Consider the following 15,008-nt stretch of genomic DNA (forward strand, 5'->3'; position numbering starts at 1 on the left):
GTCTACAGCCCGAGCAGGCGGTTGAAGAAATCGCGGTACTGCCGGACGGCCGCCCGCAGCTGCTCCGTGTCGTCGCCGCCCTCACCCTGCCAGGCGCTGAGCTGCGCCCGCTGCGACTCGAGGGCGCCGGTGACGGTCGAGACGGCCTCGGCGACGAGCTGGTCCGCCTCACCGGCCACGGAACGCGGGTCGTCGATGAACCGCAGTTGCAGCTCCCGCCACCGCTCCCGCAGCCCGTCCGCGGCGCCGTCGGCCCAGATCGCCCCGACCGGCACCGCTTCGACCGCGCCGGGCAGCAGTCCGGCGTCGGAGCCTGCGTCGGTATCGGTGTGGGCGTCGGCGCTGGTGTCGGTGTCGGTGTCCACGGGGACCGCGACCACGTCGCCGGCGTCGAGCGCCTCGCCGCCCTCAAGCGCCTCGCTGGTGTCGTCGCGACGGTTGTCGGCGTCGACGTCGGGGTCGGCGTCGGTGTCGGCGTCGGTGTCGGCGTTGAGCGAGCCGGCGCGCAACTGCGTCGCGTGCTCCGCCGCCCAGGCGCGATCCTCGGCGTCCTCCGCGTCCACGGTCTCGGCTTCGTCCCGCTCGTCGGCCAGCGGGTCGACGTCCGCGGGAACGAAGTCGCCGTCACCGCGCGCCTCGTTCTCCTCGTGCGCCTCGATCTCGTCGGCCTCGCGCTCCGCCTCGGCTTCTTCGTCGTGCCCGGCTTCCGCCGCTTCGTCGTGCTCGGCTTCGGCCTGTTCGTCGGCGAGCGCCTGGTCGTGGTCGACCACCTCGACGTCGTCGCGGTCGGTCAGGTCGTCACGGTCGGCGTCGGCGGCCGCCGAACCTGACGCGTACGTGCCGGCCGGGTACGTCTCGTGCGCACCCACGGCCACATCATCGGGCTGGTACGTGTCGTCGGACGGATCGCGGGGAGCGGGCACGTGGCCCTCGTCGAGATTGCCGCGTTGATCCTGCATCAGGGATTCCTTTCCCGGCCCTACGACCGGCGGCTGGTGTCGTGGGGGATGTCCTGCGAATCACGCTGCACCGGCACTTCGGCAGCATCAGAGGACGGCTGGGCGTCGGTGCCGAGCAGGTCGGAGAAGAGCGTGCGGTAGTGCACGACGGCCTGCCGCAGCTGCTCGGTGGTGGCCTCGCCACGGTCACTGACCAGGCTGATCTCATGCGCGTCGCGGTAGTGGCCGAGGGTGCGGGCATGCTCGACCGACAGGTGCGCGACCTGCTCCTCGTACTCGCCGCTCGGGTATCCGCGCTCGGCGATCAGCTCGGTGACGAGCGCGTCGGCGTCGCGGACGGCACCGGCCGGATCGTCCAGGAACCGGGCCTGGATCTCCTCCCAGGCGGTGGTGTAGCGGGCGCGCGCCTCGGGGGTGAGGTCGCGGAGCTCGAGCTCGGCGTGGCGCCGCTCCCGCTCGCGGAGTTCACGTTCGGCGGCGGCGCGGCTGTCACCGTCGGCGACGGCCCGGTCGTACTCGGGACCGAAACGGTGCTGCAGCGCCCGCCGCCGGGTGACGAACCAGATGCCGTAACCGATCGCCGCGATCACCAGGAGCACGACGATCGTGATGAGAACTTGGGTGGTTGTCATGGCGGTCCTCCTTCACAGGAGGTATTCCGCATGACGCGAGGTATCAAACGAGAACGGTCATTCCGGGCGGTTCACTCACGGGCTGAGCTCACGGCCCGACCAGGTTCACGGGCCCACCAGGTGGGTCAGGAAGTCGCGGTACCCGTGCACCGCCGCCCGCAGCTGCTCGGTGTCGTCGCGGCCACTGGCCCGCCAGGAGCTGAGCTGGTCCTTGCGGGCGTTCAGCGATGCGGTCACCCCCGCCAGGGCGTCGTCGACGAGCCGTTCGGCCTCACCGGCCGCGGTCTGCGGGTCGTCGACGAACCGCAGCTGCAGCTCCTGCCAGCGGGCGCGCACCTCGTACGCGTGACCCTCCGACGTCAACGGCGACGTCGCCTGCGTGAAGTAGGACGACCCGGTCGCCGGGACCGACGACATGGGCGCGGGAACCGCCGGGGAGGCGGCCGCCCCGTACGCGGCGCCGTACGCGGCGTTGGGAACCTGCGCGCCGTAGCCGGGCGCGGCCATGCCGCTGGGTGCCGCCATCCCGTTGGGAGCGACCATGCCGTTGGGGGAAACCATGCCGCCCTGTGCCGCCATGCCGTTCGGAGAGGCCATCCCGTTCGCCGCGGCCATACCGGCAGCCGGCGGGCGGGGCGCGGGCGGACCCGACGTGGTGGCCGTCTCCTCCTCGTCCTCCTCCTTGCCGCCGCGCAGCAGGATCCAGCCACCGACCGCCAGGGCCAGCACGACCAGGCCGATCGTGATCGTCGTCGAGTTCATGTGAACCCCTTCAGAGGCCGAGAATGCGGTCGAGGAACTCGCGGTAGTCGCGCAGCGAGGCGCGCAGGTTCTCGGTGTCGAGACCGCGGCCGGCCCGCTGCTGGTGCAGCTGGGTCCGCCGGGCGTCGAGGGAGGCGGTGAGGGACGTGACCGCCTCCTGGACGAGCCGTTCGGCCTCCCCGGCGACCAGGTGCGGGTCGTCGAGGAACTTCGACTGCAGCTCCAGCCACCGGCCGCGGATGCGCTGCCGGTCGGACTCGTTCCACATCGACGCGAGCGCTGCGGCGGACGTGCCGCCGGTTTTCGCGCGGTACGACATCCCGCTGAGCTGTGCTGAGCCGGCCTGTGCTGAACCGGCCTGTGCTGCACCGGACTGTGCTGAGCCAGCCTGCGCTGAACTGGCCTGCGCTGGGTTCACCGGCGCGGGACTGACCTGGGCGGGCTCGGTCTGTGCGGACTGCGGTGGCGCGGGCGCCGGCGGCTCGTCGTCAGGCTGCGTCGCCAGCTCCGGCACCGACTCGTCGGCTTCAGGTTGCATTGCGCGGTCCTACCCAGGTCTACGGAACAAAACCGTCAAGTCAGACCATGAAGTCAGGCCGCACCCGGAACACGTCCGGGGCAAGCTCGGACCGTGGGATGTCGGTGTTCAGGGCGATGACATCACCCAGGTCGCGGCGGAAATCCACCCCGTACACCCTCCTGATCATCTCCAGGCCCGGGTCGTTGCGGTAGAAGAACCGGTCACCGTCGCGCAACGCCTCGAACTGGCGGGACCAGATCGCCAGCTGCAGCTCGCCGAACTCGGTGCCACGAACGTGCGGCTCGGCGACCATCCCCACGAACGCGTCGACCCGGTCGACGGAACCGTAGACCGCTTTGAGCCGGGCGGCCAGTGGCGTGCGTCGTACCCCTCGGGTGACCGACGCCTCCGCCGCCTCCGAGGACGGGTCTACCCGCTTGCCGCCGGCGTCGAACAGGGCGACGAAGTCCAGTGCCGACGGGTCGTCGATCTCCTTGCCGGCGGTCAGGTCCGGGTCGCTCGGCCAGCTCTCCGACGCCTCGCCGGTGACGGCGCGGAACGTGCGGCGGGCCGGCAGCCCGTACGCGCGGCGCAGCTGGTTGTAGCCCGGGATGCCGTGGTCGCGGCCGCGTTCCACGTCGATCGCGCCGAGGTCCACAACCCCGCGGAAGCACTGCGGGAGGGTCGGCCCGTCGAGGCACTGCGGGTTGCCCGCGACCGGGACCTGGAACAGGACGCTGCGCAGCTGGTTGTCGATCTGCTCGTCGTTGCGGTACTCCGCTCGGAGCCGATGCCCTGCAGCAGCGGCCCGAGCTGCAGCGCCGGGACCAGGTCCGGGTTGAAGTAGGCGACGTTGAGCGGCACCGCGAGCTCGTTCGACAGCGTCGCGTCGACGTCGGACCGGTAGCCGCGGTACCTCGGCAGGGTGACGCCGAGCGCCGGCAGGAACTGCTCGTAGGTGATGTACTGCTGCTCGGCGATGACGACCCGGCGCGCGATCTGGAAGCGTTGCTCGGCGCTGAGCGACGCCGGCAGCAGGTCGACGATCCGGTTGTGCTCCCGGGCGAACAGGGTCTGCACGGCGGTGAGCGCGATGTTCTCGTTGGCCCGCTGGTCACCGGCGACGGCGGCGTGCCCGGGCCGGCCGAACAGCATCCCGTCGACCGCCATCGCCGGTGCGGTGCCGGGGCCGCCGCGGCTGTCGCGACGTGGCAGGTAGCCGCCCGGCAGCAGCAGGTGCGGCCCGTTGTTCGTCATGTCGCCGAGTGGGTCGGCCGGGTTGAAGGCGACGTCGGCCTTCTCCGCGCTGGCCTCCTCGCGCAGGCCGATCGTGTGGTCGACGAACTGGCCCCAGACGAAGCCCCACTGGCTCACCCGGCGGTCGGTGAAGATGTTCTGGTTCGTGTCGTTGAAGACGCGGACGAGCTTGCCGATGCGATGACCCATGACTCCTCCACAGGTACGACCGCCTCGCCGATGGCAATGCTTCGCCTACCCGCACGGGAGCGTCAATGAAGGGGTCCTCAAGTCTGGGTTAAGGATTGCAAGCTCATGTCGGACATTTCCGGTGAAGAGCGTGGTCGATGCGTGACCCCGGCCACCCTTGAGGGCTTTCGCAAGCCGACCGCAAGTGGCCGCCAAGTCGCGACCGGCAGAGTGCTCACCATGACGACGAAGCGCATCTGGGCCGGACCGACCTTCACCACCGTTGTTTCAAACCCGCACTTGGACCATGGCAAAAGCGCCGCTGGTGCGCCATGACGCGGGTAGCTGCTCCTCGACGCCCGCGGCCAACCCGACGACCACGTCCGACTTCACCGTCCGCAGGGCCGCGACCGGCCCGGGAAAGTATCCGGTGACTTCCGCGAACGACGTCTCCGGCGCCCAGCTGCGATCCCCGACCAGCCGCCGGTAGTTCAGATCCCCCTTGAGCACGGTCAGCGTCGCCGCCCCGAAGCGGGCGGCGAGGCCGGCCGGCATCTGCGGGAACTCCAGCGGCGCGCAGTAGAACGGGTCGGTGACCAGCTCCAGGGTCCCCGCACGCAACGCCGCCCACAGCCGGCGGCCGATGGCACTGTCCGCCGGGAAGCGCCGCAGCTCGGCGAGCACGTCGGCGGTCAACGCGTCGGAGACGAAGTACGGCGCGGGCTTGACGTGCAGCTCGACGCGCTTGACCCGCCCGGCGCGCAGCAGGAAGTCGATGAGCACCAGGTCCGGCAGCAGTTCCCGGCCGGCGTTGTCGGCGACCACACAGACGGTGCCGCCGCCGGCAAGACACTTCCAAAGCAGTCCGGTGTCGTCGGCGACGAGATCGGCGTGCGCCTCAGCAATACCGTGCGCCAGCCGGAAGCCGAGATCGGCCCGGTTGCCCCACAGCGCCGCCGCGACCAGCGCCGAGGCCTGCTCGCCCTCGGGGAGGTGCAGCAGCGCGTCCCCCGACTCCTGCACGGCGCGCAGTTCGTCCTCGCCGGGCAGGTCCGCGGCCTTCTGCGGCCCGAACGGGTCGATCCCCCGCCACGGACCCGGCTCGTGGTACCCGGTCGCGTACAGCAACCGCCGGTAGAAGTAGTTCTCCGCCCACAGGAACGGCACGTCGAACATCGACTGCCCGAAGTACGGCTCACCCCAGCGGTCCCAGTCCTCATGGTCGTGGGCGTCGCGCGGCAGCGGGGTCACCGTCGGGTCCTGCAAGAGCCTTGCAAGCCCGTCGCGGGCCGCCGCCGGGAGCGGGAGGTCCGCCAGGATCCGGGCAACGATCGCCGGGTGCCGGTCCCGCAGGACGGACGCCGCGAACGACGCCGGGTCGTCGCTGCGGATATGGGGCGGGGGTGCGTCGTCGGGCATGCAGCGAGTATCACCCGTAGACTCAGGCCCATGGACGACATCGTGTTCTACGGCCTCATCGTGATCGGCGGCCTGCTGCTGGTCGGGGTGCTGGTGGCCGCGATCGTCCTCGCCACCCGCGTGTGGAAGACCGGCAAGTATCTGCAGGCCATGGGCGCCGGCGGCAAGTTCGCTTTCTGGGGCGCGATCATCTACACGGTGTCCCCGGTCGATCTGCTGCCCGACCCGATCTACCTCGACGACGTCGGCGTCCTGGGCGCGGCCCTGATCTACCTGACCCGCCTGGCCTCGAAGGCCCGCGAGCGCCAGCAGCAGGGTGGCTCGCTGCTGCCGCCGCAGCTGCAGCGCCGCCCGCAGCAGAAGACCCGCTAGCTTTCACCCCGTCCAGCTTCTCCCCATGCGACTCTTTGTGCGGCACACCGCCAGGAGTCCTTGATCCGACCCATGCTCATCCAAGCTGGTCGATACGCTGCCTCCCCCTTCCAAGGATGGAGGCATCTGTATGAGGTTCAGACGACTGACGGGCACCGTGGCCGTCATGCTGGCCGGAGTACTCGCCGGCGCCCTCGGCGCCGCCAGGCCGGCCGCCGCGTTGCTGCCCGACACGTTCGGTTTCGCGCTGTACTCCGGCGGCGTCGTGTCGCAGCAGTGGCCGGTCGCGACCACCGTCAGCCCCGGTGTGCCCGGCCGGTGGACCGTCAGGTTCCCCGGTATCGCCGCCGCCGGCGGCGTCGTGCACGTCACCGCCGTGCAGGACGCGATCAGCAGCCCGCCGGGCCGCTGGTGCCAGGCCGACTCGTGGGGTCCCGTCGGCCCCGACGAGATCGTCAGGGTCAGCTGCTACCGGCCGGGCGGATTCCTCGACGCGCTGCCCGGGTTCTCCGTGCAGTTCTCCCGCAGCTCCGGCGTGTTCGCCGCGACCCGGTTCGGCTACGTGGACGCCAACCCGGGCGGCGGCACGATCACCCAGTACAACTCCGTCGGTGCCGCCAACACCGTCGCCAACGTCGCCCCCGGCCTCTACTCCGTCTCGCTGCCCGGCCTCGGCACCGGCGGCCCGCAGGCCGGCGACGTCCAGGTCACCGCCGTCAACCCGGGCGTCGGCGCCCGGTGCAAGGTCGCGAGCTGGCAGTCGTCCGCCAACGGCCAGTTCTTCCGCGTCTACTGCTTCAACCCGGCCGGGGCGACCGCCAACACCCGGTTCACGCTCACCTGGCACTACCAGCGCGCGCTGTACGGGGGCGCCGCCCCGCCCTACAAGTTCGCGTACCTGTGGAACACCCCGCCGCTCGGCCCGCCGCTGACCAACTTCAACTCCGCCGGCCCAGCGGGTGTGCTCGCCTTCGGCCCGCCCGTGTGGACCGCCACGTTCGGCGGCGTCGCGTCCCCGCCCGGCAACGTCCAGGTCACCGCGTTCGGCACCACGCCGGACCACTGCGGCCTGCACCTGCCGTGGACGCCCGGCGCCGGTGCGCTCGGCATCCGCATCAACTGCTTCACCAACGCCGGTGTCCCCGTCAACAGCGGCTTCACCGTCGAGTACAGCTCACGTTTCTGAACCAGGTACACTCACCGCATGCACATCAGGCGCTTCTCCGCCGCGGCCGCGCGAGCTCACCGCTCGCCGGACGCCGCTGCCTGATCTCTTCCCGCTTCAGCCGGCGACCGGAAACGGTCGCCGGCGTTTTTTGTGTGCCGCGAGGTCCCGTTTCCGGTCCTTTTCGAGAGGACCCCTCCGATGGACACCAGCACCGTCACCCTGAGCAGCGGCACGACCCTCAGCACCCGGCAGATCGCGGACACGTTCCTCGACTTCTACCGTGACCGCGGCCATCAGGTCGTCGGCGACGCGACCCTCATCCCGCCGCAGGGCGACCCGGTGCTGTTCACCAGCGCGGGCATGCACCCGCTCACGCCGTACATCGAGGGCCGGCCGCATCCACTCGGCCGCCGCCTCACCGGCGTGCAACGCTGCCTGCGCACCACGGACCTCGACGAGGTCGGCGACGACACGCACCTGACCATGTTCCAGATGCTCGGCACCTGGTCTCTAGGTGACGGGTCTGTCGGTGGCTACGGCGGTCCGCAAAGCCTTCAGTGGGGCCTCGAACTGCTCCGGGACGGGTTCGGCGTGCCGCTGTCCGGGTTGCACGTCACCGTGCACCACAGCGACCCCGGCTCCCTCGAGACCTGGCAGCGGCTCGGCGTGCCGGTCGAGGTGCTGGGCGAGGAGAACTGGTGGTCGAACGGCCCGACCGGCCCGTGCGGCCCCGACTCGGAGATCTTCGTCTGGACCGGCGACGGCACCCCCTCCGGCACCCCGTCGTCGGATGATCGCTGGGTCGAGGTGTGGAACCACGTGATGATGCGCCACCGCCGCCATCCCGACGGCTCCCTGACCCCGCTCGAACAGCCCGGTGTCGACACCGGCATGGGACTGGAACGGATGGCGATGGTCCTGCAGGGCCGTTCCTGCGTCTTCGACATCGACGTCTTCGAGCCGTGGATCCGGACCGTGTCGACCCTGTGGACACCGTCGCAGCAGTCCCCGCAGCAGTCCCCGCAGCAGTCCTTGCCGCAGTCTTCCCAGAGGTTGGTGTACGACCACCTCCGCTCGTCCGTCGTCGTCATCGGCGACGGCGTCCACCCGTCCAACACCGGCCGTGGCTACGTGCTGCGCCGTCTCATCCGCCGGATCCTCACGCACCTGTGGCGCGAGGACCCGTCCCGCACGCTGCTCGACCTGCCGACCGAGCCCATCGCGTCCACGGTCGACCACCACGGCCTGAGCATCGATCCCCTCTACGTCCAGGACGTCCTGGTGTACGAGGAACGCCGCTTCGGCGCGCTGCTGCGCCGTGGCCGCCCCCTGATCGAACGGCTTCTGCTGCGCGGCCCGCTCACCGACGACGACCTCCACTACCTGCACGACACTCACGGCATCCCCCGTGACCTGGTCGAGGAGGTGCTGAGCACGGGACTGCGCTGAGCGACCTGCCGGAGCCCGGCGTTGCCCTGGCTGGCACTGTTGCCGGGCTCCGGCGCCCACCGGTGCACGGCGAACGCGGCGGCGAGCGTGGTGCCGGCCAGGAGCGACCACAGCAGCGCGGGCGAGGCGGCGAGCAGGGCGAGGAGCAGCGCGGGGGCGGCGGCGTTGGCCAGGCCGGTGGACAGCTGCCACTGCGCCAGGGCATGGCCGAGGCGGTGCGGGGGCGCCGCAGCGGTCACGAGGGCGGTGCCGCTGCCCGCGTAGAGGATCTCGCCGACGGTGTACGCGACCGCCACCACGCAGATCGCAGCGACGCTGCCCGCCTCGTTGCCCACCCCGCCGCCCATCCCGCTGCTTGCCCAGAACCCCAGGTAGGAGGCCGCGAGGACGACCCCGGACACGGCCAGGACGGCCCGGCGGGAACGGTGCTCGAGCCGGACGACCAGGTACACCTGCAGCGCCACGACGAGGACCGTGTTGCCGGCGAACAGGATCGCCGACCAGGCGGCCGACGCGCCGAGGTGCTCGGTCAGCACGACCGGGATCGCCACCTCGAGCACCGCGAAGCACAACGCGAACGGCAGGTTCGCCCACACGAGCACCGCCATGCCCGGTACCCGTTCCCGCGACCGCGGGGCGGAAGCCTTGCCCGCAGGTACAGGGCTTGCGGGCGCGGGGCTCGCCGGCACAGTGACGGTGAGCACCAGGATCGCCGCGATCGCATACCCGGCGGCGGTGCCGGCGGCCAGGAGGCGCAGCACACTGGGTCCGCCCGCGACTGCGAGCGCCGCGACCAGCGCGCCGGCGCCGAGCCCCGCGTTGCGCAGCGAGCGGGCCGCCGCCAGGGGCGCGTCGGCCGGCCCGGGCGCGGCGAGGGCCGCAACCAGTGCGGCGTGCGCCGGCGGCCACACCTGGTTGCCGACGCCGAGCAGCAGCGACGCGACGACGAACGCGGCGACACCGTGCGCGGCGAGCAGGACCCCGACGCCGGCGACCCGGACGACCAGCGTCGCGGCGACGGGCAGGAGCCGGTTCGCTCGCCAGTCCCGGTGAGCAGTGTCGATCCAGCGACCCACGAGCGGGACGGCGAGGAGCCCGGCGAGCAACCCCGCGGACAGGGCGATACCGGTGGCGGCGGGGTTCAGGTGGAGGACGCTCAGGCCGTACACGACGAGAAACGGACGCAACAGACCCGCACCGACGGCGTCGACGGTGAGGGCGGCCGCATACCGGGGACCGAATCGCATGACGGTCACGGTGCGGTGCCGGCGGCCGTGGGATCACGCGGATTGACGGGACCCGTCAACCGCCGCCGGGGAGGGGCACCGCGCTGGCACGATGGTGCGGTGACGCTGACGATCGACATCACGGGGATGCCGGCGGAGCGGTGCGTGTTCGCGCCGTCGCCGCTGGCTGAGCTCACGTCGATGCTGCATGTGCTCGCCGAGCCGACGCACCACCCCGCGGTGCAGGCGTGGGCGGCGGCGACCCTCGCCGGGTTGAAGCCGGCACTCGCCGACCGGCTCCTGGAGGCCGAGTTCCTGTGGCGGTCCTCACGCGCGGACTTCCTCGTGCCCGGCCGGCCGCGGCCGACCCTGACCGCCGAGCTCGACGCGGTCGACGCGATCCCCGACGAGACGTACGTAGCGGCGGCGCTCGTGATGAGCTGCGGCTCGCCACGACTCACGGCGGGCGCCCCCGGCAGTGACCTCGGCCGTGATCTCGATCGCGCGCTGGAGCTGGCGCAGGCGCGGGGACCGCGGCAGGCGGCGTTCGCGGAGCGGCTGATCACCGACCCGGCGGCGGTGCGGGCCGCGGTCCGGGACCTCCTCGAGGAGTGCGCAGACGCGTTCTTCCTCGACGCGTGGCGGCAGGTCGAGCACCAGCTCGCCGCCGACGCGCGGCACAAGGCGGACCTGTTCGCCCGCCACGGCATGCAGGCCGCGCTCGCGGCGGTGTCGCCGGCGATCACGCTGACCAGCGATGCCGGCGGCGACCGGATCCGGCTCGACAAGCTGCAGGACAACGCAACGAGCGCGGTCTCCGGGTCGGCTGGGGACGGCGTCACGTTCATCCCGTCGGTGTACGGGCGCCCGCACCTGCTCACCGTCCACGCGCCGGGGTGGCGTCCGGTCGTGCAGTACCCGGTGGCGGAACGGCACCAGGACTGGCATCAGGGCCGGCCAGCGCCGATCGACCTGGTGCGGCTGCGCCTCGACGCGTTCGCGCATCCGGTGCGGCAGCGGCTGTGCCGCACCCTGGCCCGCGGCCCGCACACGACCGGCGAGCTGGCCGAGGCGTGGCACCTGACCGCGCCCGAGGTATCCCGGCACCTGGCCGTGCTGAAGAAGGCAGGGCTGCTGCAGACGACCCGCCGAGGCCGGTACGTGCGCCACCACCTCGACATCACGGCGACGGCGGCGCTGGGCGTGGACCTGCTCGCGGCGCTGCTGCGGTGAATGACACCGCCCACACGGGGTACCGAATTCGCATGCGCCGCGACGACACATCACCCGCCCTCGGCGTCCCGCCGGTCACCCTCACCGACGAGGACCTCCTGCGCGACCTGTCCAGCCTGCACAGCACCCGCCACGAGACCTTCCGCCACGGCGCCGCCGACGCCCTGACCAACCACTCCCGCCGCACCGACGAACTCGAACGCGAATACCTGCGCCGCTTCCCCGACCGCGAGATCAGCCCCGCCCGCATCCGCTGACCACCCCTTCCCCAGCACCTTCCCCCCGCACCGACCCCGACACCCCGGGATCCGACGTGCGGCCGGCGGGGTGGATCGGGTAGAGTGCACAAACGTCGCGGGCGATTGGCGCAGCGGGAGCGCGCTTCGTTCACACCGAAGAGGTCACTGGTTCGATCCCAGTATCGCCCACCGTGAAAGTGCAGGTCAGAGGCCACTTCCCATCGGGGAGGTGGCCTCTTTCGCTTCCTGAGTGACTAATTGCGTGACTAAGCTCCGGAGATCACGATCATCTGGAGGGTGCTGTGGGAGCGAAAACCGGGCTGCTGGCCTTCGCGGACGGTCCGGCCCCAGACCTCTTGCGAGGCGTCACGCGACCAGATCGGGAGCGCACCGACGCCCTGGTGCGGCGGCTGTACCCCTCCGGAGAGCTTGAGAAGGTCGAGGGTAGCAACCTCAGTGAGGGCTGCTATCCGCCGGAGCGCCTCACGTATGCGGGGAGCTTCCCGGGCATCGACGTGCTCGGCGACCAACGTTTCATGATCGACCGGCCGTCAGAGCTGCCGGAACACCTTGCCAAGGAGGGCCAGGGCCGACGAACCATCCTGCATGCGATGCACAGCGTCGTGGACTGGCTGGCATTCGCCGTCTGGGAGGACGGCCAGGTCGTCCGCTCGCTCAGCCTTTCGCCAGACGGTGGCGTCATCGAGGACATCGGCGCACCGCTGCCCTTCGAGATGCCGTACTGGGCCGGCGAACACCCGATGACACCGGTCCCTGGGTGGCCGAACCAAGAGCCGTACCCACTGCCGTTCCATCCTCTCGACCTGGGAGAGGACGCGCTCCGCGCGCTGTTCGGTTTCATCCTCGAAGGGCGCCCGTCTCCCTCGGACGTGGATGCCGACTCGATTCTTCTTGAGGGCTACCGAACACACGACCCAGGCGACGCGGAGCGGGACGCGCAGCACGCCGAAGCAAGGAAGCTTCTCAAGAACATGAAGCGGCGCACCTTCACCTACGGACCTGACGGCACGCTGGTCGAGATCACTCCCTAACGTCTAGAGAACGCTTCGGCGGCCCCCGAATCACATGGCCGGAGGCGGCGCCGGCTACCGGCGCCGCCTCCGAATGCACCGTTACTCGGACTCCTCGTCGGCGAAGATCTGATCCATGGCGACCGCCCCGCCGAGCAGCACGGGGCGCAGCTGGTGGCGGGTCCTGCTCATCCACCGCACTGACAACGACCTGTGGGCCCTGCCCGGCGGAGCCCAGGAATTCGGGGAATACATCGCACAGACCGTCGTGCGAGAGACAAAGGAAGAGACCGGGATCGACGTCGAGGTCGACACCGTCGTCGGCATCTACACGAACCCGAACCACGTCGTCGAGTACACCGACGGCGAAGTGCGGCAGCAGTTCTCGATCTGCTTTCGAGCCCGGCCGGTCGGTGGCGTGGAGACCCCGAGCGATGAGAGCAGCGAGGTTCGCTGGATCAGCCGCGACGAGCTGGACGGGTTGACGATCCACCCGTCGATGCGCCTCAGGATCGATCACGGCTACGAAACTCGAACGACGCCGTACATCGGCTAGCGGGCAGTGGTCGCCAATCGCGCTTCGGCTCGTCGCACTGCGGCTGTGATCTGGTCACCAGCTCGCGCGATGAAACGCGTGACGATGTGGTCGGGGCCGTACCGCGACCTGATCTCGGCCAGCCGGACGACCACATCAAGGTCTTGACCGTCCGGCCCAGTCGTCATGTCGCAGTACCAGAGGGCGTCCGCAGTTGGAGAATCCTCGCGATTGAACTCCACTTGCAGGTCGCCGGCCAATCCTCGTTCGTCCGCCTCGATGAGAGCGCAGGAGTGATGAGCGACCAGCGCTGCTACCCGGTCATCGAAACCTTCGGAGCGGAGCCAGCGTGCACCGTCGAGCGGGTGGAATCCCGTTGCCGCGAGCGAGGGCGCGTAGCCGACGTCATGCAGCCACGCCGCCGCCGCAAGTACATCTCGGTCCGGATCGCCGAACGATGCCGCCACCTGTTCGGCTTTCGCACCGACGGCCTGCACGTGCGTCCAGCGACGCGGCAGATCTTCAGCCAGGCACGCCGCCGCCATCCCGCGCGCACGCTCAACGAGAGACACCACGATCGCACCCTACGCTCGCGAAGGTTCTAGATGTGGTGTCGCCGGCCGTGTGGTCGAGACGTCCGATGCTGACTATGCGGCCGACCGGACGGACCTGCACTTCGTCACGCCGCTTCGTCCGTGGCCCAAGAAGCGTCAACGCTAGCTTGACGCCAACTCACGAAACGCCAGAGGGGCAGGACCATGCGAGTGAGCCTCAACGCGGCCGACGCCAAGTTCCTAGCCAATGAGCCTTTCCGCGCAACCAGTTGATCGCTGATGGTCATCATGTGGTGCGGGCATGGTCGGTGTGGAGCAGGACGAGGGCGGCGGCGACGATCCTGCCGATACGCCAGGGGCAGAGGCTGACGTTGCGGAATGCTTTGAATGTGCCTTTGAGCAGGGCGTTGCCGCGTTCAGCGATGGCGCGTACGGCGTTGTGGGCATGGTTGAGCTGCTGTTGGTGCAGGGTGAGCCGGCCGTCTTTGGGCTTCTTGAAGGCGATGGTGATGGTGTCGGCTTCGCCTTCGTAGCCGAGGTCGCCGAGGGTGCGCAGGTCAGCGGCGATCGTGATGAGGGTGGGAAGGATCTCGGCGTGGGTGCGGACCGCGGTGGTGTCGTGTTCCCGGCCGGGTCGCACGTCAGAGGTCCAGATCGGCCAGCCGTCCGGGGCGGTGACGACCTGGACGTTGCCGCCGTGCTGGGCACGCTTGCCTGACCACCACAGGTCCACGCCGGGAGTCGGGCCCGGGGTGCGGCACCGGTCCGTCTCGATCAGGGGTGCCGTCGATGGCGACGTGGCCGTAGCCGGCGGCCTTGGCGGCCAGGAGCGCGCCGTGCAGACCGGGCGAGCGCGGGGCGAGGACGTCGATACCTTCGTGCAGATAGTCGTAGCCGGTCGAGACGCTGATCGCGTTGTCCACGGCCAGCTGGCTCATCCGGGTGCCGTCGCAGAACCAGCGCAGGACAAGGACCGCCTGCTCGTGGCAGGACAGCGACCTGGTCCGCTGCCGGGTGCCGCGCCGGGCACGTTCAGCTGTCAGCAGACCGGCCAGGAAGTCCACCGTCTCGTCGCGTACCGGCAGGGTCGCGGTGTATGTGACACTCATCGTCGGCGCAGAGCCCCATATGAAGTTGATCTGTGAGAGGACCACCTTCATACCGGGGTTCTGCGTCTTTTCGTTGCACTGCAACGGGTTCCGGCGTGTCGACTGCCGCGCCGTCGGAGATCACCCAGAGTCAGCACGCAGTTGCGCGGAATGACTCATTGTGTCTTGTTTACCTTGCATTGCAGGGCCTTTGCATAGTCGAGAACGGTTTGTTAGGGCAGTTGCTGTCGTCATTGCCGTCGCGATCGGCTCTCATGTTCGACCACTGGCAATATGACTGATATGCGATTAGCCAGGTGGCACATTCTGCCTCGATCTGCTCGTGCATTGGTAGTAACGCCAGGTACGGACCCGCGCCGCCGTCGTATTTTCCCG

16 protein-coding genes, 1 tRNA gene and 2 pseudogenes are annotated in these 15,008 nt (G+C 70.2%); 8 read left to right on the top strand and 11 right to left on the bottom strand.

Features of this window, described 5'->3' with window-relative positions:
• Positions 1–2 precede the first annotated feature (2 nt).
• From ACFPIJ_RS18590 to ACFPIJ_RS18620, 7 genes are all read right to left on the bottom strand, one after another.
• On the bottom strand, positions 3–959 hold the full coding sequence (locus ACFPIJ_RS18590; RefSeq protein WP_380116390.1) for a hypothetical protein: 957 nt from the start codon (positions 957–959) through the stop codon (positions 3–5).
• A gap of 20 nt (positions 960–979) precedes the next feature.
• The gene (locus ACFPIJ_RS18595) at positions 980–1,591 is read right to left on the bottom strand and encodes a hypothetical protein (protein WP_380116391.1); all 612 of its coding nucleotides are present in this window, start codon (positions 1,589–1,591) and stop codon (positions 980–982) included.
• 105 nt (positions 1,592–1,696) lie between these two features.
• Entirely contained in the window at positions 1,697–2,353 is a 657-nt protein-coding gene (locus ACFPIJ_RS18600) for a hypothetical protein (protein ID WP_380116392.1), read from the bottom strand.
• Positions 2,354–2,363: 10 nt separating this feature from the next.
• Positions 2,364–2,891 carry a hypothetical protein gene (locus ACFPIJ_RS18605; RefSeq protein WP_380116393.1) on the bottom strand — a complete coding sequence of 176 codons (528 nt, stop codon included), beginning with the start codon at positions 2,889–2,891 and terminating at the stop codon, positions 2,364–2,366.
• 40 nt (positions 2,892–2,931) lie between these two features.
• On the bottom strand, positions 2,932–3,486 hold the full coding sequence (locus tag ACFPIJ_RS18610) for a peroxidase family protein (protein WP_380116823.1): 555 nt from the start codon (positions 3,484–3,486) through the stop codon (positions 2,932–2,934).
• The gene (locus ACFPIJ_RS18615; protein ID WP_380116394.1) at positions 3,378–4,319 is read right to left on the bottom strand and encodes a peroxidase family protein; all 942 of its coding nucleotides are present in this window, start codon (positions 4,317–4,319) and stop codon (positions 3,378–3,380) included. Before ACFPIJ_RS18615 ends, ACFPIJ_RS18610 begins: the two co-directional genes overlap by 109 nt.
• 267 nt (positions 4,320–4,586) lie before the next feature.
• Complete coding sequence (locus ACFPIJ_RS18620; RefSeq protein ID WP_380116395.1) at positions 4,587–5,717, bottom strand: damage-control phosphatase ARMT1 family protein; 1,131 nt, start codon at positions 5,715–5,717, stop codon at positions 4,587–4,589.
• 30 nt (positions 5,718–5,747) lie between these two features.
• On the opposite strand from ACFPIJ_RS18620, the gene ACFPIJ_RS18625 reads away from it, so the two are divergent.
• The 3 genes from ACFPIJ_RS18625 to ACFPIJ_RS18635 all read left to right on the top strand — a co-directional run bounded on the left by ACFPIJ_RS18625 (position 5,748) and on the right by ACFPIJ_RS18635 (position 8,706).
• Positions 5,748–6,089, top strand: coding sequence for a YkvA family protein (locus ACFPIJ_RS18625; protein ID WP_380116396.1), 342 nt, complete (start codon positions 5,748–5,750; stop codon positions 6,087–6,089).
• 130 nt (positions 6,090–6,219) lie between these two features.
• Positions 6,220–7,275, top strand: coding sequence for a hypothetical protein (locus tag ACFPIJ_RS18630; RefSeq protein ID WP_380116397.1), 1,056 nt, complete (start codon positions 6,220–6,222; stop codon positions 7,273–7,275).
• 180 nt (positions 7,276–7,455) lie between these two features.
• Positions 7,456–8,706, top strand: coding sequence for an alanine--tRNA ligase-related protein (locus tag ACFPIJ_RS18635; protein WP_380116398.1), 1,251 nt, complete (start codon positions 7,456–7,458; stop codon positions 8,704–8,706).
• On the opposite strand, the gene ACFPIJ_RS18640 is transcribed toward ACFPIJ_RS18635, so the two are convergent.
• The gene (locus ACFPIJ_RS18640) at positions 8,652–9,953 is read right to left on the bottom strand and encodes an MFS transporter (protein WP_380116399.1); all 1,302 of its coding nucleotides are present in this window, start codon (positions 9,951–9,953) and stop codon (positions 8,652–8,654) included. The genes ACFPIJ_RS18635 and ACFPIJ_RS18640 overlap by 55 nt on opposite strands.
• Positions 9,954–10,052: 99 nt before the next feature.
• Between ACFPIJ_RS18640 and ACFPIJ_RS18645 the strand changes: the two genes are divergently transcribed.
• The 5 genes and pseudogenes from ACFPIJ_RS18645 to ACFPIJ_RS18665 all read left to right on the top strand — a co-directional run.
• A complete protein-coding gene (locus ACFPIJ_RS18645) occupies positions 10,053–11,165 on the top strand; it encodes a DUF5937 family protein (RefSeq protein WP_380116400.1) in 1,113 nt (370 codons plus the stop codon).
• A 32-nt stretch (positions 11,166–11,197) separates the two neighbouring features.
• On the top strand, positions 11,198–11,422 hold the full coding sequence (locus ACFPIJ_RS18650) for a DUF6158 family protein (protein WP_380116401.1): 225 nt from the start codon (positions 11,198–11,200) through the stop codon (positions 11,420–11,422).
• Positions 11,423–11,521: 99 nt separating this feature from the next.
• Positions 11,522–11,593: transfer RNA gene (locus ACFPIJ_RS18655), tRNA-Val, on the top strand.
• Between the two features lie 113 nt (positions 11,594–11,706).
• On the top strand, positions 11,707–12,456 hold the full coding sequence (locus ACFPIJ_RS18660; RefSeq protein ID WP_380116402.1) for a DUF6928 family protein: 750 nt from the start codon (positions 11,707–11,709) through the stop codon (positions 12,454–12,456).
• A 157-nt stretch (positions 12,457–12,613) separates the two neighbouring features.
• Positions 12,614–12,991, top strand: a pseudogene (locus ACFPIJ_RS18665) (NUDIX hydrolase); the annotation flags it as partial.
• Here the strand turns inward: ACFPIJ_RS18665 and ACFPIJ_RS18670 are convergent.
• The 3 genes and pseudogenes from ACFPIJ_RS18670 to ACFPIJ_RS18680 all read right to left on the bottom strand — a co-directional run.
• The gene (locus ACFPIJ_RS18670) at positions 12,988–13,545 is read right to left on the bottom strand and encodes an HD domain-containing protein (RefSeq protein WP_380116403.1); all 558 of its coding nucleotides are present in this window, start codon (positions 13,543–13,545) and stop codon (positions 12,988–12,990) included. The pseudogene ACFPIJ_RS18665 and the gene ACFPIJ_RS18670 sit on opposite strands and share 4 nt — an antisense overlap.
• Before the next feature lie 265 nt (positions 13,546–13,810).
• Positions 13,811–14,633: pseudogene (locus tag ACFPIJ_RS18675) on the bottom strand (transposase family protein).
• A 169-nt stretch (positions 14,634–14,802) separates the two neighbouring features.
• Positions 14,803–15,008 (bottom strand): hypothetical protein (locus ACFPIJ_RS18680; protein ID WP_380116404.1); only part of this gene is annotated, 206 nt, incomplete at its 5' end.

This window comes from Dactylosporangium cerinum (assembly GCF_042653625.1).
GTDB lineage: Bacteria > Actinomycetota > Actinomycetes > Mycobacteriales > Micromonosporaceae > Dactylosporangium > Dactylosporangium cerinum.

What these genes read in the sequence shown, in the direction of transcription:
- ACFPIJ_RS18590 (WP_380116390.1), bottom strand. Translation starts at nt 959, where the DNA reads ATGCAGGATCAACGCGGCAATCTCGACGAGGGCCACGTGCCCGCTCCC.
- ACFPIJ_RS18595 (WP_380116391.1), bottom strand. Translation starts at nt 1,591, where the DNA reads ATGACAACCACCCAAGTTCTCATCACGATCGTCGTGCTCCTGGTGATC.
- ACFPIJ_RS18600 (WP_380116392.1), bottom strand. Translation starts at nt 2,353, where the DNA reads ATGAACTCGACGACGATCACGATCGGCCTGGTCGTGCTGGCCCTGGCG.
- ACFPIJ_RS18605 (WP_380116393.1), bottom strand. Translation starts at nt 2,891, where the DNA reads ATGCAACCTGAAGCCGACGAGTCGGTGCCGGAGCTGGCGACGCAGCCT.
- ACFPIJ_RS18615 (WP_380116394.1), bottom strand. Translation starts at nt 4,319, where the DNA reads ATGGGTCATCGCATCGGCAAGCTCGTCCGCGTCTTCAACGACACGAAC.
- ACFPIJ_RS18620 (WP_380116395.1), bottom strand. Translation starts at nt 5,717, where the DNA reads ATGCCCGACGACGCACCCCCGCCCCATATCCGCAGCGACGACCCGGCG.
- ACFPIJ_RS18625 (WP_380116396.1), top strand. Translation starts at nt 5,748, where the DNA reads ATGGACGACATCGTGTTCTACGGCCTCATCGTGATCGGCGGCCTGCTG.
- ACFPIJ_RS18630 (WP_380116397.1), top strand. Translation starts at nt 6,220, where the DNA reads ATGAGGTTCAGACGACTGACGGGCACCGTGGCCGTCATGCTGGCCGGA.
- ACFPIJ_RS18635 (WP_380116398.1), top strand. Translation starts at nt 7,456, where the DNA reads ATGGACACCAGCACCGTCACCCTGAGCAGCGGCACGACCCTCAGCACC.
- ACFPIJ_RS18640 (WP_380116399.1), bottom strand. Translation starts at nt 9,953, where the DNA reads ATGCGATTCGGTCCCCGGTATGCGGCCGCCCTCACCGTCGACGCCGTC.
- ACFPIJ_RS18650 (WP_380116401.1), top strand. Translation starts at nt 11,198, where the DNA reads ATGCGCCGCGACGACACATCACCCGCCCTCGGCGTCCCGCCGGTCACC.